The following is a 25,861-nucleotide window of genomic DNA, read 5'->3' on the forward strand; positions in this document are numbered from 1 at the left end:
CAACGCGCCCGCTACCCCCGGTTCAAGTCCCGTACTGGGCGCCAGTCGGCGCACTACACCCGCAGCGCGTTTCGCATACGCGAGGGACGACTGTGGTTGGCCAAGCAGGAAGCGCCGCTTCGCCTGGCCTGGTCCTTCGACGATGTCGACCTCGCCTTGCTGAAGCCGACCACGGTTGTTGTCTCCCGTGAGGCGGACGGGCGCTGGTACGTCGCCTTCGCGGTGGACACCACCGATCCCGAACCCGCCCCGCACACCGGACGCGAGATCGGCCTCGACCTGGGAGTGAAGGACTTCGCGGTCACCTCCGAGGGCGAGAAGATCGCCAACCCCCGCCACCTGGAACGCAAAGCCAGGAACCTGGCCCGCTACCAGCGCCGCATGGCCCGCAAGCGGCGCGGGTCGGCCAACCGGCGCAAGGCCAAGGCGAAGGTCGCCGCCGCCCACCGCAAGGTCCGCCACGCGAGGCAGGATTTCCTGCACAAGACCACCACACGGCTGGTCCGCGACCATGACCTGATCGCGATCGAGGACCTCAACGTCGCGGGCATGGTCACCAACCGGCGTCTCGCACGGGTGATCTCCGACTGCGGGTGGGGTGAGTTCCGCCGCCAGTTGGAGTACAAGTGCGCGCGGGCCGGTCGCACCCTGGTGGTGATCGACCGGTGGTTTCCCTCCTCCAAGACCTGCTCGGCGTGCGGGTACCTGTTGGCCACGCTTTCCCTGGGCACCCGGTACTGGACGTGCCCTGCCTGCCGCACCCGACACGATCGGGACGTCAACGCGGCCAAGAACACCCTTGCGGCTGGTCGAGTCGCAGCCCGGGAGGCAGTCTCGGGTGATGCCTGTGGAGCTGGTGTCAGACGGCAGGGGTCCTCCCTTCCGCGGTCGGCGACGAAACAGGAAACCGCTGTCGTGAGACAGCCCGCGTGAGCGGGACCGTCCCGTCAGGGGCGGTCGGAATCCCCCTCCTTCAGGAGGAGGAAGTCAATGTCGTCATACCCCCAAGCTTGGCTGACCGGGGAGGCCCGCCCCCAGACGCAGGAGTCACCGGGTCGGAGTGAGAGCCGTCAGGGCCGCGGCATGACACCTGTCATACGGCGGCACCGGAGTCGGGGCAGGGTCGGCGGACCCGAACCCGTGCCGGACCCGTGACCGTACCCGGTGCGCGGCCGCGAGCGTTCTCCTCGGCACCACGGGTCGCGCTCAGTCGGAGGAACCGGGCGGCGCGGGCCACTTCCAGCCCGGAGCCCAGGCCCAGCTGTCGGAGACACCCGGCGGCATGGGCGGCAGCAGACGTGCGCCGGGGCGCTTTCCGTCGCCGGAGTCCCTGGGATCCCCGGAGTTCGCCGTATCCGCCGTGTCCTCCGAGTCCAGGGGGCGGGCCGGGCCCGCCGTTCCCCGGTCCTCCGGGGCCTCCGGCTGCCCCCAGGCGCCCAACGGGTCCTCCGAAGCCGCAGGGCTCCAGGGCTGGTCCCGCCCCTCCCGCCCCGACTGCCCCTCGGGTTCGGCGGGGGTCCAGGAGCCCAGGGGTTCGGGGCTCCTCCAGGCACCCAGCGGCTCGGCGGGCTCGGCGGAACTCCAGGAGTTCTCCGACGCCGCCAGGGGCCAGGGATGGGCCTGTTCCGTCCGCTCCTCTGGTCGCCAGGGCTCCTGCGGACCCGAGAGAGGGTCCGAAAGCGGATCCGTGAGCGGATCCGTGAGCGGATCCGTGAGAGGGTCCGAAAGCGGGTCCGTGAGCGGGTCCGAAAGCGGGTCCCCGGCCCGGCGGGCCTCAGGCGGTTCCGGACGCGTGCGGGAGGGCAGCGGGTCGGCGGCCCACGGGTGCGGTTCGGGCGCGTCGGTCCCGGAGTGCCCGCCCCGGTCCTCCGGCGGGGTCCCCCACGGCTCCGGCGGGGACTGCGGTTCCGCGGGAGCGACGCCGGACTCCCCGGGGAGCAGCCCGTCATCGGCCTCCGGGTCCAGCGACCGGAACGAGGCCGACATCGGACCCGAGTCCACCTCGGCGAAGTGGGCGGCGACACCGAAGTGGCGGGGCGCCTGCGTCCGGTGGGTTCCGGTCTCGTCGTGCTCGATCGGCGGCGCCATCGGATGGCGCACCGAACCGGCCAGGTGGATCCGCGTCCACCACACGGCCGCGTCCTCGTGGCGCAGCTCCTCGAGCACCTCCAGCGACCCCGGGATGTGCGGGTGCCTGCGCCCCGCGGGCCAGGAGTGGCTGAGCGACTGCGGCTCCAGCACCAGCACCCGCGTGCCCTCGACCAGCGGGATGTCCCCGGGGTAGGCCTCGTTGCCCACCCACGTGCCGTCGCCGCCGACCAGGTCCCACTCGCCGCGCACCACGTCCGCCAGCGGGTCCACCGGCGCGTCCAGGCACGCGGCGGTCCACCGGGGATCGGGCCGGGTGCCCGGCACCAGCCGTCCCTCCTTGCCGATCAGCGCGTCCGCGAGCAGCGTGTGCAGCTGGAAGTTATCGCCGATCCCGTCGAAGCGCACCCGGAAGCCCCGGCGCGAGGTCCGGTCCAGCACCAGGAGCGTGCCCGCCTCCGCCATCCGCAGCAGCTCGTTCACCTCGATGAACTCGCTGAGCTGCGTGGACAGCGCGTGCACGATCTGGGTCAGCCCCTCCAGGGCGCTGGAGTCGGCGCGCACGGCCGCCCGCACCTCGGGGTCGCCCAGCATGGCCTTGGCGGCCAGCCCGTAGCGCAGGGACGTCCACCAGCCCACGGTGGCCAGCGGGGCGTTATCCCCGAGGACCTCCTCGACGCGCTGCTCGTCGGCCGCCGACACGTCGTTGGGCGCGGGCAGCTGTCCGCCGCCGGTCTTGTCCCACGCGTGCATGAAGGCCACCGCGGCCTGACCGTAACTTCCGAGCTGGCGCAGTACCTCCAGCCCCACCTGTCCCGCGGGCGCTCCGGCCTCCACGAGGGCACCGGCCAGGACGGCGAGGTCGGCCGCGATCCCGGCGACCGGTTCACTGTCGCCCAGAACCGGGGCCAGCGCCTCCATGGCGATGGCGAGTTCTTCGACGGGCACCTGGGAGGACAGCCGGAACACGTCGTGCACGGCCGCCGGAAACGCGGGTGCCTGGCTGGCTGCGGTGTCGAGCACGCGTTGGAACGCGGCACGGAACTCATCGGTCACCTGTGAATCCTTCCATACCCACACGTAGTGTCCGTGGTCCGGTCACATGCGTCGAAGCCGGGTACCGAAAGAATCCCGACAAAACGGACTGGTCCGTGCGTACCGGGGCGGGCGGAGGTCAGGCGGTCGCCGCGAACCGGACCTCGTGCCCGTCGCGCTCCGGTGCCAGGAAACCCAGCAGCCGCAGCCCCTCGGCCTCCGCCTCGTCGCGGTCGGCGGCCCCGAACGGCCGGAACGGCGTCACCTCCACGGCCGCCGTCCCCCTGGTGCGGACCACCTTCCAGGAGCCGCGCACCTCGCCGTCCACGAGCACCGTGGCGGGCGGCATCCCGTGGCGGGAGGCGAGCCGCCTCAGGTCCTCGGCGGAGAGCATCCGGCCGCGGTCGGCGTGGCCGCGCAGCACGTTGTCGAAGTCGTAGAGGAAGCGGACGGGCGCCGGGACGTCCGGACCGGGGCGCGGGGCGTCGGGGAGGTCGAACAGCTCGGCGCCGTCCTCGCCGCGCAGGGCCACGAGCCGCTCGCGCAGGCGGTCGACCACCGCGCGCAGCCGGGTCAGCCCCGACCACGCCTGCACGTCCTTCACGGTGGCCGGTCCGAACGCGGCCAGGTAGCGCAGCACGAGCGCCTCCGGATCGGGCTCGGCGTCCATGGGCAGCCCGGTCCAGGTGTCGGCGGGGGCGAACGCGGGCGGCCCGGAGGAGCCCCACACCCCGCGCGGGGGGATCTGGACGACGGGCAGCAGGGAGCGCACCACGTAGGACAGGTCGTCGCCGGGAATCCCGGGCCACCGCCCGGCCAGGTGCGCGCCCAGCTCGCCGGAGGTGAGCGGCTCCTTCACCAGCAGGGCGCGCCCGGCGTCCACCACGGCGTCCAGGTCGATCCCGGCGGTGGCCCTCCCGTGGCTGCTGTGCGCCAGGCCGCTGGCGATGACGGGACGGACCGTGGGGCGCAGCGCGCGGAAGTCCTCGGGGGTGACCAGGTGCAGGGTGCCGCGCATGAGTGTGGCGCGGACGAGTTCGCCGTCGGTGAGCTGGCGGCCGACGTCCTCGGGGGACGGGTCCTCGATCCGGTTCTGGAGCCCGACGTACCAGGTGTGCGTGGTCTGCGCCTGGAGGCCGACCAGGTGGGTGACGACCTCGGTCACCGGCCGGTCCACGCGCCGGAGGAGGAACTGGCGGGCGAGGGTGGCGCGGTTGAGCGCGCGCCGGGAGAGAACGGTGTCGGTGGCGGCCATCGCTCGGTTCCTCCAGGATTACCGGTCAGTGGGGGGTCACACTATCCACCGGCTCCGACAGGGCGGGGGCCGCACGCGGGGCGGACCGGTGCGCCCCCGGGCGGCGGGCGGAGCGGCGGCTGCTGTGTGGGGTACCCACTCGACGGGCGGTCCGTGGGACGACACTACAATCCGCAACGGACATAACGCCGTATACCGGAGGAGTGCCCATGTTGTGGTCCGAGCAGTCGCGTGTCCGGTTGGAGAACGAGCACGTGCTGCTCACTCCCCTGGTGGAGACGGATCGCGAGGGGTGGCGTGAACAGGCCATGGACTCCGACATCTGGACGCACTTCGTGGCCCGTGTGGACGACGAGGCGAGCTTCGTCCGGTTCTTCTACTCCTACCTGGCCGCCAGCGACGGCGGCCAGCGCTCCACGTTCACCATCACCGACAAGGCGAGCGGGCGCATCGCGGGCAGCATGAGCTACGGGCACATGTCCGAGCCTGACCTGCGGCTGGAGGTCGGCAGCTCCTGGCTGGGGCGCGACTTCCGGGGCCGGGGGGTCAACCACTGGTCCAAGTACCTGCTGCTGCGGCACGCCTTCGAGGAGATGGGAGCCGAGCGGATCGAGTTCAAGACCGACGTGCTCAACGAACGGGCCCGGCGCGGCCTGCGCTCCATCGGTGCCACGGAGGAGGGTGTCCTGCGCAGCTACAACGTCATGCCGGGCGGGCGCCGTCGGGACGCCGTGTACTACTCGGTGCTGCGCAACGAGTGGCCGGACGTGCGCGAACGCCTGGAGGAGGGCCCGAGATTCCGGTGAGGCCGGTGTCCGCGATGGGGCTCGCGAGCCCGGTGGGGTCCGCGTTTCTCGTGGGTTCCGTGTTTGCGGTGGGGTCCGCGTGTCCGACTGGATCCGCGCGTCGGGAAACGATGGTCAGGCCGCGGAGCAGGGGGAAGACACCACTCTCACACCGCCCCCGGTGTCACGGGCGGCTCCCGTCCCCTGGGAGCCGCCCGCTCTGTCGGCGCGGGCGGGGCACGGGTTTCGCCCGGGGAGGGAACCGTTCTCCCCCCGTGGAAGTCGTAGGTCCGAAACATCCTTCGTCCCGCTCACGACCCCGACCGGGAAGGCGTCTCCCCCGTGAACCCCTACGCTCCCGCACCCCCGATGCCCGGTCCGCTCAAGGCGGTCCGCGTCATCCTCATCATCAGGATCGTGCTCGCCGCCATCCTCTACTCCCTGGCCCTGTTCGGCCTCGTCGCCGTCGCCAGCCTGCCCAGCGCTCAGGTCGAGGCCGAGATGGGCATGGGAGTGGGCGGACTCGCGGCCATCCTGCTCTTCGGCCTCGCCCTCACGGCCTTCGAGGTCTACGTCGCCATCGCCCTGGGGAAGGGCGGCGACAGGGCGCGCACTCTCGTGCTCGTGGTCGTGGGCCTGGGATTCGCCAGCGCGCTCCTCAACCTGCTCACCGACTCCTCCAACCCGGCCCTGGGCATAGTCCTGATGGCGGTCATCCTGATCCTCATCCGGACCGAGAGCGCCAAGGAGTGGTTCCGCGTGACCGACCCCCGCTACCAGCCCCTCCAGGGCGGTCACCCCGGCCAGGGCGGTTACCCGGGCCAGTCGGGCCCCGGCGGGTACCCCGGTCACGGCGGCAACCCCAAGCACCCCGGCCCCGGCGGCTATCCCGACCAGGCGGGCCCCACCGGTCACTGACCGACCCCGCCGAACGCCGCGGGTCCGCCCGATGACGTGCGGGACGTCCGTGGGCGCGCTCCCACGGCCCTCACGGGCCGGGGAGGGCACCCACGGGCGCCCGGCAGGGCTCAGAGACGGTCGAGCAGCTGCGCGCAGCGGATCAGGCCCAGGTGCGAGTACGCCTGCGGGTGGTTGCCCAGCGCCCGCTCGGTGACCGGGTCGAACTCCTCCGGGATGAGCCCGGTCGGTCCGGCGCAGTCCACCAGGTGCTTGAACAGCTCGTCCGCCTCCGCGCGGCGGCCGGTCAGCAGGTACGCCTCGATCAGCCACGCGGTACACAGGTGGAAGCCGCCCTCGCCGCCCGGCAGGCCGTCGTCGCGGTGGTACCGGTACACGGTCGGGCCGCTGCGCAGCTCCGCCTCCACGGCGGTCACGGTGGCCTGGAAGCGCTCGTCGGCCGGGTCGATCAGGCCGGACAGGCCGATGTGCAGGGACGCGGCGTCCAGGTCGGTGCCGTCGTAGGCGGTGGTGAAGGCCTGCGCCTCCTCGTTCCAGCCCTTGTCCAGCACCTCGGCGGCGATGCCGTCGCGCAGGTCCGGCCAGGACGGGTCCACCTCGCGGCCGTAGGCGCGGGCCAGGGCGACGGCGCGGTCCAGGGTCACCCAGCACATCACCTTGGAGTAGACGCGCTGACGGGGCTCGTCGCGCTCCTCCCAGATGCCGTGGTCGGGCTCGTGCCAGCGGCGGGCGACCGCCTCGGCCATCGACCGCACCAGGTCCCAGTCGCGGTCGGCCAGGGTGCCGCGCACCGAGGACAGCTTCTCGATCAGCTCCACGACGGGGCCGAACACGTCCAGCTGCACCTGGTGGTCGGCCAGGTTGCCGATCCGCACCGGCCGCGAGCCCGCGTACCCGGACAGCGACTCGATGACCTCCTCCGGGCCCAGGTTGGTGCCCCGCAGCGAGTACAGCGGGCGCAGCAGCTCCGGGCCGGGCAGCGAGTCCACGACCCGGTGCACCCAGTCCAGGAACTCCTCGGCCTCGGCGGTCGAGCCCAGGGAGACCAGCGACCGCACGGTCAGGGCGCCGTCGCGCAGCCAGCAGTACCGGTAGTCCCAGTTGCGGACGCCGCCGATCTCCTCGGGCAGCGACGTGGTCGCGGCGGCCATCACGCCCCCGGACGGGGTGCACAGGCCGCGCAGGGTGAGCGCGGAGCGCGCCGCCAGCTGCTGGGCGGTGTCGGGCAGGGTGAGCCCGTCGAGCCAGTGCGACCAGTGCTCACCGGACGTCCGCTGGCGCTCGGACTCGGGCAGCGTGCCGCGCACGAGGGAGTCGGTACCGCAGCGCAGCTCCAGCACCACGGGCTGCTCCGAGCGCGGGTGGACGACCGCGCGGGCGAGGTCGGAGACGCCGTCGTGGTCGATCTCCCACTCCACACCGGGCGAGTACAGGACCATCGGGAAGTCGGCGCCCTCCACGAGCAGGCCGTCCTCCTGGGGGGTGATGCGCACCGGCACGCGGCCGAAGTCGGGCCGGGGGGCGAACTCCACCGTGGCCGGGGTGACGCCGCTGATCACCCGGATCAGGTCGGTGCGCCCCTGCGGGGTGCCGTGGGCGAGGTAGTCGGTGACGTCCATGCGCGACCAGCGGGTGCGCACGGTCATGGTGCCGGGCAGGTAGCGCTGGCCCAGCGGGCGGCCGCCGTGGGCGGGGGCGACGGCGAACACGCCCGCATGACGGCCGCCCAGGACCTCGGCGAACACGGCGTTCGAGTCGGGCTCGGGGTGGCAGAACCACAGCAGGCGCGCGTCCGGGCCGACGAGGGCCACGGAGCCCTGGTTGGAGAGCATCGACATGCGCTCGATGGGAGTGGGGCGCTCGCCGAAGACCCAGAAGCGGCGCTCGGCGGCCAGCGCGGACAGCAGGGTCGCGGCGGTCGGGGTGTCGGCCACGCGGTGGGAGGCCACGGTGGGCCCCTCGCCGACCCGCACGCCCGCGTCGGCGCCGGTCAGCCGCATGAAGACGGGCTCCTCGCCCTCGCCGCCGCCGATGTAGAGGATGGCGGTGGCCTCGACCTGGTCGCGCAGCAGCTCCAGGGCGGCGGCCTTGTCCGAGGGGGAGTCGGCGGAGCGGTGGGCGGGGTCGATGGTCACGTCGGTGTCGAACTCGGTGCCGTGGGCGCCCACGAGGCGCACCTCGGCGGGCAGGCGCGAGAGCGCGGCCAGGTCGCGCAGGGGGCGGCCGGAGATGACCGCGCACACGGTGCCGGGCAGGTCGGCCAGGTCGCGCAGCGCGCGCAGCGCCTCTGGCAGCGGGCGCCGGTCGGCCGGGTCGACCGTGGAGAGCGCGCCGTCGTAGTCGCAGGCGACCAGGAGCCGCGAGGTCCTGGCGAGGGCGGAGACGCGTTGTCTGACGTCCACGGGCATGAGCGCGGGAGCGGTGTCCTCCGGAATGCCCGGAACCGCTTCGACCGCTTGGGTGACCGTCACGCTGCCTCCTCCGTTGGTCCGCGTTGACCTGGGGAATCGGATGATCTGTAGGACTCCGCGCGCATGCTGCTGGTTCACTCTGATATGGGTGTGCACAAAGGTGAGCCCAGGGCTTGTGGCGCGGGATGGGACTTCCGGGGACGTCAGAGGGATCCTCAGGAACTCTTCACGTGTGTGTGGGCGAGAGGTGGTGCCGAACGCAAAGATCCGGTCCGCAAGAAGTCAACGCGAGACTACCCGCGTCCCACCCGTACCTGCGACCTCAGATTCCAGTGATGCAGGTCACGAATGGGCCGCAAAAGAGGACAAAGGTCGCGGATCCCGATCCGGGCGAGTCCGTGATCACCCACCGTCGCGAAGGATCCGGGCGGCGGAAGGGGATCGCGTGCGCTCCGGCGGCGCGGGACGTGCGATGGGACACGTCGGCGGTCGGCGGAGGTCGGCTGCGGGCTCCGGTCACCGCCCGGTCCGAGGAGTCCCCGTCCGGCCCGGGATCCGGGTCAAATCAGCCGGTAACCCACGCGGGGCACGGTCTGGATGGGGTTCGGGGCGCCCAGCTTGCGCCGCAGGGAGCGGATGGTGACGCGCACGATCGTGGTGAACGGGTCGATGTTCTCGTCCCACACCCGCTCCAGCAACGACTCCGCCGACACCGGGGCGCCGTCGGCGCGCAGCAGCTCCTCCAGCACCCCGAACTGCTTGGGCGACAGGTGCAGGGGCCTGCCGTTGCGGGAGGCCTCGTAGCGGGTGGAGTTGAGCCGCAGACCCGACCGCTCCAGGACCGGCGGGTCGGCCCGGCCGGGCCGCCGGGCCAGGGCGCGGACCCGGGCGATCATCTCCTCGCGGTCGAGGGGCCTGGTGAGGTAGTCGTCGGCGCCCAGCTCGAAACCGGCGAGCCGCTCCTTCGGGCTGGTGGGGGAACTCACCATGAGAACCCGCACCTGACCGTGCAGGGCGGTGGCCGCGCGGCACACCTCGTTCCCGCTCAGCCCCGGCAGCGCTCGTTCGAGCAGCATGACCCCGTACTCGTTGACGGCCAGCTTGTACAGCGCCGTCTCCCCGTCCGGGGCGGTGTCCACGGCGAAACCGGCCGCCCGCAGCCACGAGGCGGTCGGCTGTGCGGGGTCCTCTCCGTGGTCCACGACCAAGACCCTCATACGCTCTTCCTTCTCCCTCCGCGCTCGGCGGGCGCTTCCGTGGAACGTGACGAGGGGGGCGCTCACACTCTGTTCACAGCGCGTCGTGTCTACTTTTTGGTCATGCCGTCGACCGACCCCGGGGAGCACTCGCTCCACCTCCCCGGACACCCGGCCTCACCTCTGGGCGAGGCCCTCATTGATATAAGCGCGATCGCCCACAATGTACGGTTCATGGCAAAGCGGACCAATTCCGAAATTCTTGCCGTCGTCAAGGCGAACGGCTTCGGCCACGGGGCCGTGGAGGTCGCCCACGCGGCCCTGGAGTCCGGAGCGACCTGGCTGGGCGTGACCTCCCTGGAGGAGGCGCTCGCCCTGCGCCGTGCCGGGTTGCGCGCCCCCGTGCTGTGCTGGCTGCACCGTGCGGACCAGGACTTCGACTCCGCCGTCGCCGCCGACGTGGACCTGTCCGTCCCCTCGGTCAGCCACCTGCGCGCCGTGGCCGACGCCGCCGTGCGCACGGGCCGTGTCGCGCACGTCCACCTCAAGGCCGACACCGGTCTCAGCCGCAACGGTGCGCCGCCGGACGCCTGGCCCGGCCTGGTCGGACTGGCCCGCGTGCTGGAACTGGGCGGCCTGGTCCGGGTGCGCGGCGTCTGGTCGCACCTGGCCTCCGCCGACCTGCCCGGCGCGGCGACCACCGCCCAGCAGGTCACCGCCTTCGAGAGGGCGATCTCCCAGGCGCGCGCGGCCGGACTCGACCCGTCGCTGCGGCACCTGGCCAACACGGCCGCGATCCTCAACGAGCCCGCCACGCACTTCGACCTGGTCCGGGCGGGCGTCGGCCTCTACGGAGTGGAGCCCGTCGAGGGCAGGCGCTTCGGCCTGCGCCTGGCCATGACCCTGCGCGCCCGGGTGGCCATGGTCCGCCGGGTCCCCGCGGGGACGGGCGTCAGCTACCACCACACCTACACCACCTCGCGCGAGAGCCTGCTCGCCCTCGTCCCGCTCGGCTACGCCGACGGCGTCCCCCGGGCGGCGGGGGACCGGGCCTACGTGTGGATCGCCGGACGGCGGTGCCCCGTGGCCGGACGCATCGCCATGGACCAGTTCGTGGTCGACGTCGGCGGCATGGACGTGCGCGAGGGCGACGAGGTGGTCGTGTTCGGCCCCGGCGACCGGGGCGAGCCCACCGTCGAGGAGTGGGCCGACTGGGCCGGAACCATCCCCCACGAGATTCTCACCGGCGTGGGCGCCCGCGTGCCCCGCCTCCACCAGGACCTGGCGCGGCCCGTGCCGCGCGAAGCGAGCAAGGAGAGATCGAGTGCCTGAGGCAAGAACACGCGTCGCCGTCGTCTTCGGTGGACGCAACGGGGAGTACGACGTCTCGTGCGCGTCGGCGATGTCGGTCCTCGCCCACCTGGACCGAGACCGCTACGAGGTCGTCCCGGTGCGGATCACGCGCGCCGGGGCGTGGGTGGTGGGCACCGACACCGACGACCCCGCCGCGCTGGACGCCGAGCGCCTGCTGGCCCTGACCCCCGAGCCCGACGGCGAGGGGGAGCGGCGCACGGGCGACGGTCTGGGCGAGGCGATCCTCGCGTTGGGCGAGGCGGACGTGGTCTTCCCCGTCATCCACGGCCCCTACGGCGAGGACGGCACGATCCAGGGGATGCTCGAGCTCCTGGGCGTCCCGTACGTGGGCAACGGCGTGCTCGCCAGCGCCGCCGGGATGGACAAGGCGACCACCAAGACGCTGCTGCGCGCGGCGGGGCTGCCGGTCGCGCGCGACGTGGTGCTGCGCGGACCGGACGACGAGGTCTCGCCGCGGGAGCGCGCCGAGCTGGGGCTGCCCGTGTTCGTCAAGCCCGCGCGCAGCGGCTCCAGCCTGGGGGTGACGCGGGTCGGCGACTGGTCGGAGCTGGAGGCCGCCGTCAAGACCGCGCGGGAGTTCGACACCAAGGTGCTGGTGGAGGAGGCGGTCATCGGCCGCGAGGTCGACCTGGCCGTCCTGGAGCTGCCCGACGGCGCGCTCAAGACCGGGCCGCCGCTGGAGATCCGGGTCGCGGAGGCAGACCGCTTCTTCGACTACGACGCCAAGTACGGGGGCGACACGGTCTTCGACATCCCCGCCGACCTGCCGGCCGGGATCCGGACGCAGCTGAGCGACCTCGCCCTGGGCGTGTTCGAGGCGGTCGGCTGCTCCGGCCTGCTGCGCGTGGACTTCTTCCTGCGCGGGGGCACCGAACCCGTCGTCAGCGAGGTCAACACCCTGCCCGGGTTCACCGCGCACTCGCAGTACCCCCAGATCTGGCGGGCTGCGGGCCTGGAGTACCCCGAGCTGCTGGACAGCCTCATCCGGACCGCGCTGGCCTGAGGGGCACGCCCTTCCGGGCGAACGCACGAGGGCCCGCCACGCGTGTGGCGGGCCCGGTCCGTCGGCTGAGGGGGGGGAGGGGAGGCTCAGTCCTTCCCCGGCTTGCGCAGGTGGTGCACCCACGCGGGAGGGACGTTGGCGAACACCTTCTCGGAGCCGACGCCGTAGCGGTCGATCCACTCCTGGACCAGCCAGCTCGTGCGGGCCTGGCGCAGGTAGTCCTCGCGGCGGGCGATGACCGCCTTGACCTCCTTGGTGTACAGGTACCCGTAGAAGGACAGGGTCCCGCCCGGTTCGAGCACCTCGAAGTAGTAGTCCAGGATCTCCCGGACGGCGTCGACGGTGAAGTTCGCGAACGGCAGGCCCGACACGATCACGTCGTAGGACCGCTCGGTGCCCATGTCGTTGACGAGCTTGGCGTGCACGCGGGAGTCGTCGGCGACCCGCGACATGACCGGGTCGGTTCTGAGCAGTCCCTCCACATGGGCGGCGAACTCGGGGTTGGCCTCCACGAGGTCCAGGGTGTCCCCCGGCTGCATCGCGGCGGCGATCCCGCGGCTGATCGCGCCGGTCCCGGCTCCGGCCTCCAGGATGCGCAGTGGGCGGTCGGGTTCGGGTCGGCGCCGGACGTACTCGGCCATCGCACGCGCCAGCGCACCGCTGCTGGGGAGGATGGAACCGGTGGCGTGGAAGGTGCGCAGCGCCTGGCTGAAGAACAGTCGGGTGTCACGCAGGCGCTCGTCCAACCTCAGGGAGGAAAGGGGTCCGGCAGGGCTGTGGGTCTCGGACATACACGCACGCTAACGCCTCACCCCTCCCCGAAGGGAGTCGGCGCGGCCGCGTTCGGGGAAAACCCAGGTGAAACCGTGTGTGTCCATACCCACCGCGCAAAGGGGAACTTCGGCCCCGCCGGGGGCGCGGGGCGGGCCGGGGCGCTGGCGGGAGATGCCGGACGCCGCCGGGCCGCGACCCCGAGCGCACGCCGCTCCGCCGTCCGCCGGGACCGCTGTCCGTACGGCCGGTGACGACCTACCCTGGGGGGATGAGCGAACCGGCCAGCACCTCCGAGACCCCCGCCCACCCCCGGACCGCGCTGGTCACCGGAGCCTCCACCGGGATCGGCGAGGAGTACGCCCGCAGGCTCGCCGAGCGCGGCTACTCCCTCGTCCTCGTCGCCCGCCGGGGCGAGCTCCTGGAGGCCCTCGCCGAGGAGATCGGCGGACGCTACGGGGTCGGCGTCCAGCCCCTGCCCGCCGACCTCGGTACCGACGAGGGCCTCTCGCCCGTCGTCAGGCGCCTGTCGGCCGACGGCAGCGGCGACGAGGCCCCCGTGGACCTGCTCGTCAACAACGCCGGGCGTGGCGACGGCGGCCCCTTCGCCGAGCAGGAGCCCTCGGAGATCGACGCCATGCTCGACCTCAACGTGCGTGCGGTCCTCCAGCTGACCCGCGCCGTCCTGCCGGTGCAGATCGCCCGCCGCGGGACCGTTCCGAACCGGACCAGGCTCGGCGTCATCAACCTCTCCTCCGTCGCGGGCGAGATCGCCGCCAACCCCGGCGGCTCGGTGTACGGGGCCGGGAAGAAGTTCGTGTCCCTGTGGAGCGAGAGCGTGGCCGCCGAGGTCGCCGAGCACGGCGTGCACGTCACCGCGGTCCTGCCGGGGTTCGTGCGCACCGACATGACCAGGGGCGTCCAGGAGAGCGGACTGCCCGCGTTCGCGTTCGTCCCCAAGGAGCAGGTCGTGCGCGAGTCCCTCGCCGCCTGGGCGGCCGGGCGCTCCAGCGTCGTCGCCGGCGCCCAGTACAAGGCGGCCACGGGGCTCCTGCGCTTCATCCCCAAGCCGCTCGTGCGCGCCGCCGCCCGCAAGGTGTGGTGAAGCGGGGGAGGGGCCTGGTGGACCCGGGGGAGCGGCTGCCCCGCGCGGGGACGGGACGGGCGGAGCGCGGCGCGGTGTGGCGCACGCCGCCGACCACATGCTGAGACATCCTCGCGAGGGTGCGGCATCGGGGCGCCGGACCGCCTACGCTGGTAGCGCATCTGTCGGTCGAGGAAAGACACCATGAAGACCTTCGAAGAGCTGTTCGCCGAGCTGTCCGAGAAGGCGCGTTCCCGCCCCGAGGGGTCCGGGACCGTCGCCCAGCTCGACGCCGGCGTCCATGCCATCGGAAAGAAGGTCGTCGAGGAGGCGGCGGAGGTCTGGATGGCCGCCGAGTACGAGTCGGACGACCAGGCCGCCGAAGAGATCTCGCAGCTCCTCTACCACCTCCAGGTCCTGATGCTGGCCCGCGGCCTGCGTCTGGAGGACGTCTACAAGCATCTGTAGGCCGACGCGCAGCCCGTGCGCATCCGGCCACCGACGCCACGTCCCCGTACACGCAGCCACGAGAAAGCCGTGAACATGCCCGACATGTTGAGAATCGCCGTGCCCAACAAGGGGCAGCTCTCCGAACCCGCCGTGGAGATGCTCCGCGAGGCCGGGTACCGGCAGCGCAAGAGCAGCCGCGACCTGGTCATGATCGACCCCGACAACGACACCGAGTTCTTCTTCCTGCGCCCCAAGGACATCGCCGTCTACGTCGGCGAGGGCATCCTCCAGGCCGGGATCACCGGCCGCGACATGCTGCTGGACTCCGGCGCGGCCGTGGACGAGGTCCTGCCGCTGGGCTTCGGCGGCTCCACCTTCCGCTTCGCCGCGCCCGGTGGCGCCGACATGAAGGTGTCCGACCTCAACGGCAAGCGGATCGCCACGTCCTTCGACGGACTCCTGCGCTCCTACCTGGACCAGCAGGGCGTCGACGCCCGCGTCATCCACCTGGACGGCGCGGTCGAGAGCTCCGTCCAGCTCGGCGTCGCCGACGTCGTCGCCGACGTGGTCTCCACCGGCACCACCCTGCGCCAGGCGGGCATGGAGACCTTCGGCGAGCCGATACTGGTCTCCGAGGCGGTGGTCATCCGTCCGAGCGAGGCCCCCGAGAACCCCAAGTTCGACACGCTGGTGCGCCGTCTGCGCGGCGTCCTGGTCGCCCGCGACTACGTGATGATGGACTACGACGTGCACGCCGAGCGCCTGGAGGCGGCGGTCGCGCTCACCCCGGGCATGGAGGGGCCGACGGTCTCCCCGCTGCACCGGGAGGGCTGGGTCGCGGTCCGGTCGATGGTGCGGAGCAAGGACGCCCAGCGGATCATGGATGACCTGTGGCAGCTCGGCGCCCGCGCCATCCTGGTCACCGACATCTACGCCTGCCGCCTGTAGGGCGTGTCCTGGGTGAGGGACCGGCGGGGGGTGGCCAGGCCAGCCCCCGCCGGTCCCCGTTGTTCCACGGGGCGTTCGCGCGCCTTGGCGTCGCCCCTCAGCCCGGTGCCGCCCGTCAGTCCGGCGCCGACCGTTAATTAATCCGACGCGGTCCCGGTGCGCCGCCGGTGTCGCGAGCGTGCGAGGCCGTGAGCCGTGCGGAGCAGCTCCCGGACCGCCTCCCCGGTCCGCGGTCCCGGGTCCACCACGGCGAGCCAGCCCAGGCCGCCGTAGACGGGGTGCGCCGTCACGACGTCCGCCGCGCTCGGATCCGCGTCCGGGTCGGCCGGTTCGCGCGGCTCGCGGCCCGTCCAGCTGACGAAGGCCTCCCGTCCGGCGGCGACGTTCAGGCGGAAGACGCCGGGCCGGTCCAGGCGCGACGCCCGGTCGTCGGGGTAGTCCTTCGTCACGACGGTCGCGAAGGGCTGGGTCGCGGTGGGGACGGCGCCGTCGGGCGCGTAGTAGAAGAACGCGTCGCCCCAGCTGATCTCGGGCGAGCCGTCGCCGGGTAGCGGCCTGAGGGTCAGCACGCCCCCAAGCTCCTCAAGGAACGCGGTGATCTCGTCGATGCTCATGTGTTCCAGCGTTACATTCATGTGCTTGTGGAGACTTTTCCGCGAAGAGTGCGAGGTGGGGGAGTGAGAAGTCGCAAGTCGGCCGCCATGCGCACGGTTGACGTCGCCCGGCGCTCGGGGTACTCCGTCCAACAGGTGCGCAACCTCGAACGCGACGGCGTGCTGCCCCCGGCGGCGCGCACCGCCGCGGGGTACCGGGTCTACGCCGAGGTGCACGTGTGTTCGGCCCTGGCCTACCGGGCCCTCGCCGCCGGGGCCGGTCCGGTCGAGGCCAGGCGGATCGTGCGCGCCGCGCACGGGTACCCGGCCTCGGACCTGCTCGCCCTCCTGGACGCCGCGCACGCCCGGCTCCACACCGAGCGCCGGGAACTCGGACTGGCCAGGGAGGCCGCGGAGGCGATCGCCGCGGAGCCGGTCGGGGACGTTCGCCCGGCGGACTCCATGGGCGTCTCCGAACTCGCCGACGCGCTCGGTGTGCGGCCCTCGACGCTGCGGCACTGGGACGCCGAGGGGCTCGTCGTGCCCGGCCGGGTCTCCCCGAGGGGAACGCGGAGGTACTCGCCCGCCGACGCCCGGGACGCGCGGATCGTCCACCAGCTGCGCATGGCCGGGTACCGCGTCACCCCGCTCCGGGCCCTGATGCCGGAGCTGCGCCGCGCACGGCGGTGGGACGAGGTGATGACCGCGCTGGCCGCCCGGGACGCGAGCATCGACGCCCGGTCGGCGGCCCTGCTCGAAGGCGCCGCCGCGCTCGGCGTCCTGCTGCGGTCAGCGCGCTCTCCGGGCGCGGGGCCTCCGGATGTGGGACTTCCGGGCTCGGGGCCACCAGACGCGGATCCTCACCCCGGAGCCTCCGCCAGGGGCCGCATCCCGATGGCGAACTCCACGCCTTCGTCGCACTCCGACTGACGGAGGGCGCCCACGTCGGCGAACATGCCCTCGACCTCGTGCCCGAACAGGTGGGTCAGCGCCAGGGTGAGGCCGCCCAGGCTCTCCCGGCCGGGCATCAGCAGCCAGGCCTCGGTGTCCTCCCCGTACTCCATCAGCTCCACGTCCTCCGGCAGCGGGGACGGGGAGGGCCCGACCGCCGCGACCGGGACGCACACCCGGTAGTCCGCGTCGCCCCCCTCGGCTCCCAGCGCGTCCGGGGCCAGGCCGGGGTCGTCCACCACGAGCCGGGCGGTGTCCAGGCCCATGCCCGCGCGGCGCAGGGTGACGATCTGCCCGGCGCGCTCGATCTGGTCGACGGTGTACCAGCGGAACTGCGTGTCCTCGTCCACACGGGCAGGGACCAGCAGCCCGAGCGAGTGGTAGTGGCGCAGTGCCTTGTGCGAGAGGCCGGTGAGTTCGCTGAAGGAACCGATGGGAAGCATGGTTCCGCTGTGGCTCCTCCCCCAAGGGGAGGGGCAAGCGGGCGCTCCGGGTCGGCCGACGCCCCGGCGCGGGCCGCCGCAGGTCGGTCCTCCCGGTCCCCGCGGCGGGAGCGTGGACGTATCCGCCGGACGGGCGGGCACAATGTGGGGTATGGACCAGCCGACGACGTACACCGCCTCCGCTTTCCGCGAGCCCGAGGAGGAGACGGTCACCCTGGCGAGGGTGACCGGGGAGACCGGTGGCGACCTCGTACTGCGCCGCGTGGGCGCGCACTACGAGATCTACTCCAACGGGGTGTTCCTCATGGACACCCGCGACGGCACCTCCGAGCGCGAGATGGTGCGTGCCAGCCTCGCCGCCCTCCCCGCGGGCCGCTCGCGTTCGAGGGTGCTCATCGGCGGGCTGGGCGTGGGCTTCTCCGCCCGCGAGGCGCTGGAGCACCCCCAGGTGGCGGTGGTGGAAGTGGTGGAACTCGAACCCCACGTGATCGCCTGGCACGACGGGGAGCTGGGCGAGGCCGCCGACTACGTGCACCAGGACCCGCGCTGCCGGGTGGTCAACGCCGACATCGTGGCCTGGTTGGAGAAGGCGTCCTCGGCCGCGAACCCCGTCCGCTACGACGCGATCTGCCTGGACACCGACAACGGGCCCGACTGGACGGTGGTGGAGAACAACAACCGCCTCTACGAGGCCGCGGGACTGGACCAGCTCACCCGCCTGCTCGCCCCCGGCGGGGTCCTGGCCTTCTGGAGCGCCAACGCGGTGCCCGACTTCGAGGAGTCGCTGCGGGGCAGGTTCGCGTCGGTGGAGGTCATCGAGGTCCTGGTCGCCAACGGCGTGCCCGACACCGTCTACCTGGTGCGCGAGCCGCGCTGAGGCGGCGGCTCCGCTCGGGGCGCACCGTCAGTTCGGCGCCTCCCCGGGCACACGCACGTGCGCCCAGGGGCCGCGGTCTCTCTCGGGCAGGATCGCGACCAGGCGCCCGAGCACGTCGTCCCTTCCCCAGTGCAGCGCGAACAGTCCGGCATCCTCGGCGGCGGCCACGTTCTCCGGGGTGTCGTCGACGAACAGGATGGGAGCGCCCATGAAGGTGCCCGAGCGCGCTCCGGAGACGCTCTCCTCCGCGATCCGGTAGAACTCCGGGTCCGGCTTGGCCACGCCCACCCGCGAACTGTTGACGACGTGGAGGGCGACCCCGTCCAGTCCGAGCGCCGCCAGGTCGGACTCCAGCCGGGAGGTCGCGTTGGACACCAGCACCACCGGAACGTGCCTGTTCACGGCGGTCAGCAGGGCGGCCACCTCCTGGTTCACCGTGCCGGGGATCGCGGTCCAGTCCGCGACCAGGGCGCGGGCGCGTTCCTGACCACCGCAGCGGTCGGCCAGCGCCCGGGCGACGCCCTCGCGCCACTCCTCGTCGGACACGCGTCCGGTGATCGCGGGCAGCAGGAGGTCGGGGCGGAAGGCGGTGGCCGCCAGTGTCCCCTCAGCGAGCCCGTACGCCCGGTCGACGCCGGGCATGGCGTCCGGGGGCCACAGGCGCAGCACCCCGTCGACGTCGCACAGGACGGCACCGTAGGGCGAGCCCATCGGGGGCTCAGCGCCTGGTGTCGGACATGTAGGCCGTGAACTCGTCCAGGGTGATCAGCCCGTCGCCGTCCTGGTCCATGGCCTCGATCGCCCGCAGGGCCTGCTCCTCGGTGCAGCTGTCCCCCAGGCGGTGCATCAGGTCGGCGTACTCCTGGGTGGAGATGCGGCCGTCGCTGTCGGCGTCGACGAACGCGAAGGTCGTCGCGTACTCGTTGGTGTCGGGCATCTGCGTTCGTCTCCAGGGAGTCGCGGTGGCGGGTCCGGCGCAAGATTACCGGTGAGGGGGCGGTTCGGGAAGCTGCCAGGATGTCGGTCCCCGCAGAGCCGAAGGGGCCGCGCACCGGAGGGCCCTCCGGTACACGGCCCCAAGGGGTCGGGTCGCTAGCGGCTGCCCACGGAGGCTCGCGAGCCGATCCACCGCGCGATCACGGTGAACAGCAGCACCAGCAGGAACAGGCACAGGGCGGCGCCCCAGGCGCGGTCGATACCGGCCTCGAAGGGCTGCATGGCCCCCCGGTACAGCTGCATCGGCACGGCGCCCTGCGGCTCGCCCTGGAAGGCGGTCACGACCAGGCCGGTTCCGAACGCGGTCAGCAGCAGCGGGGCGGTCTCACCGATACCGCGTGCGACGGCCAGCATCGAGCCGGTGGTCAGACCGGGGGCGGCGGCGGGCAGCACCGTGTGCACGATGGTCTGCCACTTGCGCGCGCCCAGGCCGTAGCTGGCGTTGCGCATCTCGTTGGGCACGAGCCGCAGCATCTCCTCCGCGGACCGCGTCACGATCGGCAGCATCATCATGGCGATCGCCAGAGCACCGGCGAAGGTGCCGAAGCCCATGCTGCCCCAGCCGATCACGATCAGGCCGTACACGAACAGACCGACGAAGATCGAGGGGATACCCGTCATCACGTCGGTGAAGAAGCGGATCGCGCCGGTCAGGCGGTTGGGCCCGTACTCCACGACGTAGACGGCCGTGGCGATGCCGAACGGGACCGACATCACGACCGCGAGCGCCATGATGTAGAGCGTGCCGAAGAACCCGGCCGCGTACCCGCCGCCCTCGCGCCGCGGCGGGGGCTCGGTCGCGGTGAAGAACTCCAGGTTGACGACGCCGATGCCGCGCCGGGTGACCTCGAAGATGATGAGGACCAGCGGGATCATCGCCAGGACCATCGCGGCGGTCAGTACCACCGAGGCCGAGCGGTCCTTGAACCTGCGAAAGCCCGAACCGGATGAACGCTCGCTCAGGGGGGCGTGCCGGGCGGCCGGAGGAGTGGTGGTTGCTGTGCTCATACGGCGGAGTCTCCCGTGAACTGCCCCAGGCGCCAGACGATGACGCGGGCCAGGATGTTGACGATCATCGTGACCAGGAAGAGGGCGACGCCGATCGCCATCAGCGCCGTCCGGACCTCGGGCGAGGCCTCACCGAAGGACGCGGCGATGTGCGAGGCCATGCTGCTTCCGGTACCGAACAGGCTGCCGCTCCACCCCTGCGTGCCGCCGATCAGCATCAGCACGGCGATGGTCTCACCGAGGGCGCGGCCCAGCCCCAGCATGGCGGCGGCCACGATCCCGGAGAAGCTAGCGGGCAGGATCACCTTGGTGATGACCTCCCACCGGGTGGAGCCCAGGGCGTAGGCGGCCATCTGCTGATCGACCGGCTGGACGACGACGACCTCGCGGATGAGCGCCGTCATGATCGGCAGGATCATGATGGCCAGCACGATGCCCGCGGGCAGGTAGCCGACGCCGCGCACCGGTCCCTCGAAGAGGAAGAACCAGCCGAACGTGCTCTCCAGCCAGACGAAGAAGGGGCGCATCACGTTCGGCAGGAACCAGTGCAGGCCCCAGAGGCCGAAGATGACGCTGGGCACGGCGGCGAGCAGCTCGACCGTGTACGACAGCGGCTTGGCGAGACGGCGCGGGGCCAGGTGGGTCAGGTAGACGGCGACCATGATCGCCAGCGGCAGCGCGATGACGATCGCGATGGCCGCCGTGACCAGGGTGCCGTAGATGAAGGGCCAGGCGCCGTAGGTGCCGGTGATCTCCGTGCGCGAGCCGCCGCTCTGCCAGTCCTCCCCGAAGAGGAAGCCGAAGAAGCCCTCCTTGGCGAAGACCGGCCACGCCTCGCTGGTGGTCCGGATGACCATCAGCGCCAGGATGACCAGCACGATGGTGCCGCAGGCCGCGACGGCCCACTTGAAGATCGGATCGCCCAGGCGCCCCTTGCCGGACTTCAGCGTCCCCCGCCGGGAGTCCTCGGGGGCCTGGGGGGCCTCGCGGGCCTCGGTGGACATGTGCTTCTCCTCTGTGGCTTTCGTGGGGAGTGGAGAGCGTCCCGCCCCGGGACTGGGGCGGAGGTTGGGAAGGGCGTGCGGGGCCGGGAGAGGTCTCCCGGCCCCGCGGGGCGTTCCTACTCGGTGGTGGCTTCGGCCTCGGGGGAGGCGCCCTCCTCGGCGCCCTCACCGGTTCCGGCCTCCTCCTCGGCGCCGGCGTCGGCGCCGCCGTTCTCGGCGTTGGTCTTCTCCAGCTCGGCGACGACGCGGTCGGTCAGCTCCTCGCCCAGCGGCGCGTAGCCCAGCTCACCGGCCAGGTCGCGGGCGCCCTCGTCGGTCAGGGCCCAGGTCCAGAAGTCGATGATGGCGTCGGCGTTGGCCTGCTCGTAGCCGCAGGTGTAGGTGAAGATCCAGTTCGACCCGGCGATCGGGTAGCCCTCGCCGCCGATGTTGTCGATCGCGAACTGGAAGTTCTCCGGGATCTCGGCCTCCTCGGAGGCCGCGATGGTGGACTCCAGGGTCGGCTCGATCGGGTTGCCGTCCTCGTTCACGATGTGGGCGACGGACAGACCCGCCTCCTGCGCGAAGGACTGGTTGACGTAGCCGATGCCGCCGGGGTTCTGGGTGATGCCCTGGGCGACGCCGTCGTTCTGCTGGCCGCCGACCAGGCCGTCGGCCCACTCGATCTCCTTGCCCTCGCCGTACGTGTCGGCCCAGGACTCGACCTCGGTGCTCAGGTAGTGCGAGAACACGTAGGTGGTGCCGGAGCTGTCGGAGCGGTGGACGGGGATGATCTCGTCGCCGGGCAGTTCCATGTCCGGGTTGAGCTCGGCGATGGCCGGGTCGTCGAACGTGGTGATCTCGCGGTCGTAGATGGCCGCGATGGTCGCCGGGTCCAGGACCAGGCCGTCCAGCTCGGGGTTGTTGAAGGCGATGACGACGGCGCCGAAGACGACCGGGAACTGCACGGCCTCACAGCCGCGGGCATCGGCCGCGGCGGTGAGGTCCTCCTCGTTCAGGGGCTCCTCGGAGGAGCCGAAGTCGACGGTCTGCTCCAGGAACTGCTCCACGCCGGCACCGGAGCCCACGCTCTGGTAGTTGACGCTGACGCCGGGCTGGACGTCGTTGGAGTAGGTGTAGATCCAGTCCTGGAACAGGGGATCGGGGAAGCTGGCCCCGGCTCCGGTCAGGGAGGCGCTGAGGTCGCCACCGCCGCCGCCGCCGGAGCTGTCACCGCCAGTGTCGCCTCCGCTGCTGCACGCCGCCGCGAGCAGGGGGATGGCCGCCAGGACGGCGAGCTTGGAACGCCCGTTGCGCATGTCGTAGTTCTCCTCGTTGAATCACCGCTGTCGGGGCTGACGTGAAACGACAGTAAGCGCGCAGGAAGGCGCGGCGTCATCGAAATGAAGGCGGGATGGTAGAAGAAGGGTGAATGCGAAGTGAATGGTGGTAACCATTTGATAACGGGTGTGTGTTTTCGGCTCTGCGGGGATTCTGTGATGTGCAGGGGACAGGCGGTGATGACCTGCGGGTATGGGCATGCGCACTGGGGCGGGGCGGTGGTTCCCCGGCAGCGAAGGTGACGCGTCGGATTATTCGACGATTCATCTTCGCGTTCGTCTCGAGGCGAGGTGACGCGAAGATGAACAAGGGGTCTCGCCGGTATCACCCGAGGACCCTGTGGGGAATTGACGAACCTCGTCCCGCGATTCTCCTCCGCTCAGGAACCGTTCGCCGTGTCCAGTCGGTAGCCGATTCCGCGGACCGTGTGGATGAACCTGGGCTGTGCCTCGGAGTCGCCCAGTTTGTGGCGCAGGCGCCGGATGTGCACGGCGATGGTGTTGTTCACCGGAGGAAGCGGCTTGTGCCAGACCTCGGTCCACAGCTCCTCGCGGCTGACCACCCTGCCGCTGTGTCTCAGCAGGAAGTCCATGATCCCGAACTCCCGCAGCGCCAGGTTGACCGGGCTGCCGTCCACGAAGAGCCGGTGTCCCAGCGCGTCCAGCTCCAGGGCGCCCGAGCGCAGCGCGGCCGAGGAGACGGCGCCGTCCGAGCCGCCGCCGTCCGCTCCCGGGAGGGAGCCGCGCAGCAGCGCCGCCAGTTCCGGGATCCGGTAGGGGCGGTTGACGCACGCGGTGGCTCCGGCCGCCAGTGCGCGCATCGCCCGCTGGGAGTCGCCGGGGCCCACCCCGATGAGGATCGGGATGTCCGTCGCCCGCCGGGTCACCCGCACCAGCGTCTCCAGGTCCACCTCGGGCGGAGTGGCGCTGGTGAGCAGGGTGTCCGGTCGCATCATCCCCACCCGCAGCAGCGCCTCGGCGCCGTCCACGCACACCGTGATGTCCACGTCGTGCCCGCTCAGCGACAGCACCAGCTGGTGCGACTGCTCCGACTCGGGCTCCACCAGCAGGACCCGGAGCGGTCCCTCCGACCGTTCCGGGCGCTCGACCAGTTCGTCCTCGACCGGGGCACCCGGAAACGGGACGGATGCGGACGTTGTGAGCGCGGGCATGGGAGGTCCACTTCGTCGAAGGAACAGCGGGGCGGGGTCCCGGCGGGTGCTCCGGCCTGACCGAAACGCCACTCCGGTCGGCGGTCGCGACCGGAGGGCGTGCGGCCGTCGGTTCGCCCGAAACGCCACTCCGGTCAGCGGTCCCGGTCCGTCGGGGAGCCGATGACCGGTGGTCTGGCCGAGGCGATCCCCCGATCAGCGGTCCCGGTCCGTCGGAGAGCCGATGACCAGCGGTTTAGCCGAAGCGGCCGCTGATATAGTCCTCGGTCCTCTGGTCGGAGGGCTTGCTGAAGATCGTCGCGGTCTCGTCGAACTCCACCAGGCTGCCGTAGCGGTCGCCCGCGTCGTCCACACCGGCGGTGAAGAAGGCCGTGCGGTCGGACACGCGCGCCGCCTGCTGCATGTTGTGCGTGACGATGACGATGGTGTACTCGCTGGCCAGCTCGTACATCAGGTCCTCGATCTTGAGGGTCGCGATGGGGTCGAGCGCCGAGCAGGGCTCGTCCATCAGGATCACCTCGGGGTTGACCGCGATGGTGCGCGCGATGCACAGGCGCTGCTGCTGACCGCCGGAGAGGGCGAAGGCGCTCTCCTTGAGCTTGTCCTTGACCTCGTCCCACAGGGCGGCCTTGGTCAGCGTCTCCTCGACCAGGTCGTCCATGCTGCCGCGGACGCCGTTGATCTTGGGGCCGTAGGCCACGTTGTCGTAGATCGACTTGGGGAACGGGTTGGGCTTCTGGAAGACCATGCCGATCCGGCGGCGCACCTCGATGGGGTCCACCTCGGAGGCGTACAGGTCCTCGCCGTGGTAGGTGACCTTCCCCTCGATACGGGCGCCGGGGATGAGGTCGTTCATGCGGTTCAGGGTCCGCAGCACGGTGCTCTTGCCGCAGCCGGACGGCCCGATCATCGCCGTGATCTGACGGGGGCCCACCTTCAGGTCCACGTCGCGCACGGCCTTGTTGGAGCCGTAGTAGATGGAGAGCCCGGAGACGTCGAAGACGGGGTCGCCCAGGTCGGGAACCTCGCGGTTGTACCGGACGGTGTCGGGGGCGACGCCGCGACCGGTCTCGGTGCCGCGAGGGGAGGCGGTGTTGCTGACAGACATGAGGCCACTTCCGGGTCGGACGGTGCGTGCGCGAGAGGTGCGCGGCCGGAGCCGCGGAGCGCGGTCGACCCCCATGCAAATATGTCCGTATGAAGCAACGGTGAACGAACCCCGTGGCGAAGGTGAACGTGGGCGGTGAACTCGGAGGCGTCCCGATCGCCAGGCGTTGTCCTCCCGTCACCGAAGGGGGTGCGGACCGCCTCTGGAGTGCGGTTCGTCCCATCCGGAGGGATCGGCTCCCGGGCGGACCGAGGTGCGCCGGACGGGTGGACAGGTGACCGGCCACAAACCCCTTGATGACTTTTCGGTCTTCCTAATCCACCCTTTTCGGTCCCACCAGGGCGGGGCACGGTCCCGCCAGGACGGGGCGGAGCCCCCGCCCGGAGACCGCCGCCGCGGGCGCACGGCCCGGTCCCCGTCCGGACGCGCGAACGCCCCGGACGCCGCCCTCCGGGGGAGGGGGCGTCCGGGGCGCGCGGGTCTGTTCCGTGCTGCTCCGGGGAGCGCTACTCCGGCGCACCGCCCTGCTCGGCGATCTTCTCCCGCACCTCGTCCATGTCCAGTTCCTTGGCCTGCGTGATCAGGCTCTCCAGAGCCTCGGAGGGCAGGGCCCCGGGCTCGTTGTAGATGACGGTGCGCTCGCGCACGATCATCAGGGTCGGGATGGACTGGATCTTGAACTCGAAGGCGAGCTCGCGCTGCGCCTCGGTGTCCACCTTGGCGTGGACGATGTCGGTGTGCTTCTCCGAGGAGGTCTCGAACACCGGGGCGAACTGCCGGCAGGGACCGCACCAGTCCGCCCAGAAGTCGATGAGGACGAAGTCGTTGTCCTTCAGCGTGTCCGCGAAGTTGTCCTTGGTGAGCTCGACCGTGGGCACGTGGTCTCCTGTATCTGTTCGTTGGTTGGTGTCGACCGTCGGCCAACCGCCATCTCTCAGTGCTACAGCGGTCGTGCCCGTTCGTTTGTTCCACATGCCTGCCGGGGCCGGTGAGCCACTCCGCAGACCGGTTGTTTTACGCCATAACACGCCTTACATACCTGTTTGGGAGGAAAGAGGGGTGGCGGCTAGTG

The 25,861-nt window shown here is 71.8% G+C and carries 25 protein-coding genes; 10 read left to right on the forward strand and 15 right to left on the reverse strand.

Annotation, left to right across the window (positions count from 1 at the left end; translation table 11 throughout):
• Positions 1-933 (forward strand): RNA-guided endonuclease InsQ/TnpB family protein (locus tag ACSIH6_RS15655; RefSeq protein ID WP_435109028.1); only part of this gene is annotated, 933 nt, incomplete at its 5' end.
• A 273-nt stretch (positions 934-1,206) separates the two neighbouring features.
• Here ACSIH6_RS15655 and ACSIH6_RS15660 read toward each other — a convergent pair.
• Both ACSIH6_RS15660 and ACSIH6_RS15665 read right to left on the reverse strand, forming a co-directional pair.
• Complete coding sequence (locus ACSIH6_RS15660; RefSeq protein WP_435109029.1) at positions 1,207-3,144, reverse strand: hypothetical protein; 1,938 nt, start codon at positions 3,142-3,144, stop codon at positions 1,207-1,209.
• A gap of 118 nt (positions 3,145-3,262) precedes the next feature.
• Entirely contained in the window at positions 3,263-4,378 is a 1,116-nt protein-coding gene (locus tag ACSIH6_RS15665; protein ID WP_435109030.1) for a winged helix DNA-binding domain-containing protein, read from the reverse strand.
• Between the two features lie 209 nt (positions 4,379-4,587).
• On the opposite strand from ACSIH6_RS15665, the gene ACSIH6_RS15670 reads away from it, so the two are divergent.
• Both ACSIH6_RS15670 and ACSIH6_RS15675 read left to right on the forward strand, forming a co-directional pair.
• Entirely contained in the window at positions 4,588-5,184 is a 597-nt protein-coding gene (locus ACSIH6_RS15670; protein WP_435109031.1) for a GNAT family N-acetyltransferase, read from the forward strand.
• A 321-nt stretch (positions 5,185-5,505) separates the two neighbouring features.
• Entirely contained in the window at positions 5,506-6,081 is a 576-nt protein-coding gene (locus tag ACSIH6_RS15675; RefSeq protein WP_435109032.1) for a hypothetical protein, read from the forward strand.
• A gap of 110 nt (positions 6,082-6,191) precedes the next feature.
• On the opposite strand, the gene ACSIH6_RS15680 is transcribed toward ACSIH6_RS15675, so the two are convergent.
• Positions 6,192-8,552: a trehalase-like domain-containing protein gene (locus tag ACSIH6_RS15680; RefSeq protein ID WP_435109033.1), complete on the reverse strand. Its 2,361-nt coding sequence runs from the start codon at positions 8,550-8,552 to the stop codon at positions 6,192-6,194.
• Between the two features lie 500 nt (positions 8,553-9,052).
• Entirely contained in the window at positions 9,053-9,709 is a 657-nt protein-coding gene (locus ACSIH6_RS15685) for a response regulator transcription factor (protein WP_435109034.1), read from the reverse strand.
• 102 nt (positions 9,710-9,811) lie between these two features.
• Between ACSIH6_RS15685 and alr the strand changes: the two genes are divergently transcribed.
• Both alr and ACSIH6_RS15695 read left to right on the forward strand, forming a co-directional pair.
• Positions 9,812-11,020: an alanine racemase gene (gene alr, locus ACSIH6_RS15690; RefSeq protein WP_435109035.1), complete on the forward strand. Its 1,209-nt coding sequence runs from the start codon at positions 9,812-9,814 to the stop codon at positions 11,018-11,020.
• Positions 11,013-12,065 carry a D-alanine--D-alanine ligase family protein gene (locus ACSIH6_RS15695; protein ID WP_435109036.1) on the forward strand — a complete coding sequence of 351 codons (1,053 nt, stop codon included), beginning with the start codon at positions 11,013-11,015 and terminating at the stop codon, positions 12,063-12,065. Before alr ends, ACSIH6_RS15695 begins: the two co-directional genes overlap by 8 nt.
• Before the next feature lie 86 nt (positions 12,066-12,151).
• On the opposite strand, the gene ACSIH6_RS15700 is transcribed toward ACSIH6_RS15695, so the two are convergent.
• Complete coding sequence (locus ACSIH6_RS15700; RefSeq protein WP_435109037.1) at positions 12,152-12,856, reverse strand: class I SAM-dependent methyltransferase; 705 nt, start codon at positions 12,854-12,856, stop codon at positions 12,152-12,154.
• Between the two features lie 251 nt (positions 12,857-13,107).
• Here ACSIH6_RS15700 and ACSIH6_RS15705 point away from each other — a divergent pair, with 251 nt between their 5' ends.
• The 3 genes from ACSIH6_RS15705 to hisG all read left to right on the forward strand — a co-directional run bounded on the left by ACSIH6_RS15705 (position 13,108) and on the right by hisG (position 15,318).
• A complete protein-coding gene (locus ACSIH6_RS15705; protein WP_435109038.1) occupies positions 13,108-13,941 on the forward strand; it encodes an SDR family NAD(P)-dependent oxidoreductase in 834 nt (277 codons plus the stop codon).
• A 183-nt stretch (positions 13,942-14,124) separates the two neighbouring features.
• Positions 14,125-14,388 carry a phosphoribosyl-ATP diphosphatase gene (locus ACSIH6_RS15710; RefSeq protein ID WP_013156366.1) on the forward strand — a complete coding sequence of 88 codons (264 nt, stop codon included), beginning with the start codon at positions 14,125-14,127 and terminating at the stop codon, positions 14,386-14,388.
• Between the two features lie 75 nt (positions 14,389-14,463).
• Positions 14,464-15,318 (forward strand): ATP phosphoribosyltransferase, encoded by an 855-nt coding sequence (hisG, locus tag ACSIH6_RS15715; RefSeq protein WP_435109039.1) that lies wholly within the window; start codon positions 14,464-14,466, stop codon positions 15,316-15,318.
• A gap of 137 nt (positions 15,319-15,455) precedes the next feature.
• Here the strand turns inward: hisG and ACSIH6_RS15720 are convergent, their stop codons facing one another.
• On the reverse strand, positions 15,456-15,932 hold the full coding sequence (locus tag ACSIH6_RS15720) for a DUF6194 family protein (RefSeq protein WP_435109040.1): 477 nt from the start codon (positions 15,930-15,932) through the stop codon (positions 15,456-15,458).
• Positions 15,933-15,995: 63 nt separating this feature from the next.
• Between ACSIH6_RS15720 and ACSIH6_RS15725 the strand changes: the two genes are divergently transcribed.
• On the forward strand, positions 15,996-16,841 hold the full coding sequence (locus ACSIH6_RS15725; RefSeq protein ID WP_435109041.1) for a MerR family transcriptional regulator: 846 nt from the start codon (positions 15,996-15,998) through the stop codon (positions 16,839-16,841).
• Here the strand turns inward: ACSIH6_RS15725 and ACSIH6_RS15730 are convergent.
• Positions 16,772-17,305 (reverse strand): MerR family transcriptional regulator, encoded by a 534-nt coding sequence (locus ACSIH6_RS15730; protein ID WP_435109042.1) that lies wholly within the window; start codon positions 17,303-17,305, stop codon positions 16,772-16,774. The two genes, ACSIH6_RS15725 and ACSIH6_RS15730, sit on opposite strands and share 70 nt — an antisense overlap.
• Before the next feature lie 151 nt (positions 17,306-17,456).
• Between ACSIH6_RS15730 and ACSIH6_RS15735 the strand changes: the two genes are divergently transcribed.
• Complete coding sequence (locus tag ACSIH6_RS15735) at positions 17,457-18,182, forward strand: spermine/spermidine synthase domain-containing protein (RefSeq protein ID WP_435109043.1); 726 nt, start codon at positions 17,457-17,459, stop codon at positions 18,180-18,182.
• Positions 18,183-18,209: 27 nt separating this feature from the next.
• Here the strand turns inward: ACSIH6_RS15735 and ACSIH6_RS15740 are convergent, their stop codons facing one another.
• The 8 genes from ACSIH6_RS15740 to trxA form a co-directional block, all read right to left on the reverse strand.
• Entirely contained in the window at positions 18,210-18,893 is a 684-nt protein-coding gene (locus ACSIH6_RS15740; protein ID WP_435109044.1) for an HAD family hydrolase, read from the reverse strand.
• A gap of 7 nt (positions 18,894-18,900) precedes the next feature.
• Positions 18,901-19,119, reverse strand: a complete 219-nt coding sequence (locus tag ACSIH6_RS15745; RefSeq protein WP_435109045.1) for an EF-hand domain-containing protein — start codon at positions 19,117-19,119, stop codon at positions 18,901-18,903.
• Between the two features lie 155 nt (positions 19,120-19,274).
• Entirely contained in the window at positions 19,275-20,186 is a 912-nt protein-coding gene (pstA, locus tag ACSIH6_RS15750) for a phosphate ABC transporter permease PstA (protein WP_435109046.1), read from the reverse strand.
• Positions 20,183-21,190 carry a phosphate ABC transporter permease subunit PstC gene (pstC, locus tag ACSIH6_RS15755; protein ID WP_435109047.1) on the reverse strand — a complete coding sequence of 336 codons (1,008 nt, stop codon included), beginning with the start codon at positions 21,188-21,190 and terminating at the stop codon, positions 20,183-20,185. The genes pstA and pstC overlap by 4 nt, the downstream gene beginning before the upstream one ends.
• A 116-nt stretch (positions 21,191-21,306) precedes the next feature.
• Positions 21,307-22,488: a phosphate ABC transporter substrate-binding protein PstS gene (pstS, locus tag ACSIH6_RS15760; protein WP_435109048.1), complete on the reverse strand. Its 1,182-nt coding sequence runs from the start codon at positions 22,486-22,488 to the stop codon at positions 21,307-21,309.
• Between the two features lie 401 nt (positions 22,489-22,889).
• The gene (locus ACSIH6_RS15765) at positions 22,890-23,681 is read right to left on the reverse strand and encodes a response regulator transcription factor (protein ID WP_435109049.1); all 792 of its coding nucleotides are present in this window, start codon (positions 23,679-23,681) and stop codon (positions 22,890-22,892) included.
• A gap of 235 nt (positions 23,682-23,916) precedes the next feature.
• A complete protein-coding gene (gene pstB / locus ACSIH6_RS15770) occupies positions 23,917-24,789 on the reverse strand; it encodes a phosphate ABC transporter ATP-binding protein PstB (protein ID WP_435109050.1) in 873 nt (290 codons plus the stop codon).
• A 506-nt stretch (positions 24,790-25,295) separates the two neighbouring features.
• Complete coding sequence (gene trxA / locus ACSIH6_RS15775) at positions 25,296-25,667, reverse strand: thioredoxin (protein WP_435109051.1); 372 nt, start codon at positions 25,665-25,667, stop codon at positions 25,296-25,298.
• Between the last annotated feature and the right edge of the window lie 194 nt (positions 25,668-25,861).

The sequence above is a fragment of the Nocardiopsis synnemataformans genome (assembly GCF_965343085.1).
Lineage (GTDB): Bacteria > Actinomycetota > Actinomycetes > Streptosporangiales > Streptosporangiaceae > Nocardiopsis > Nocardiopsis alborubida.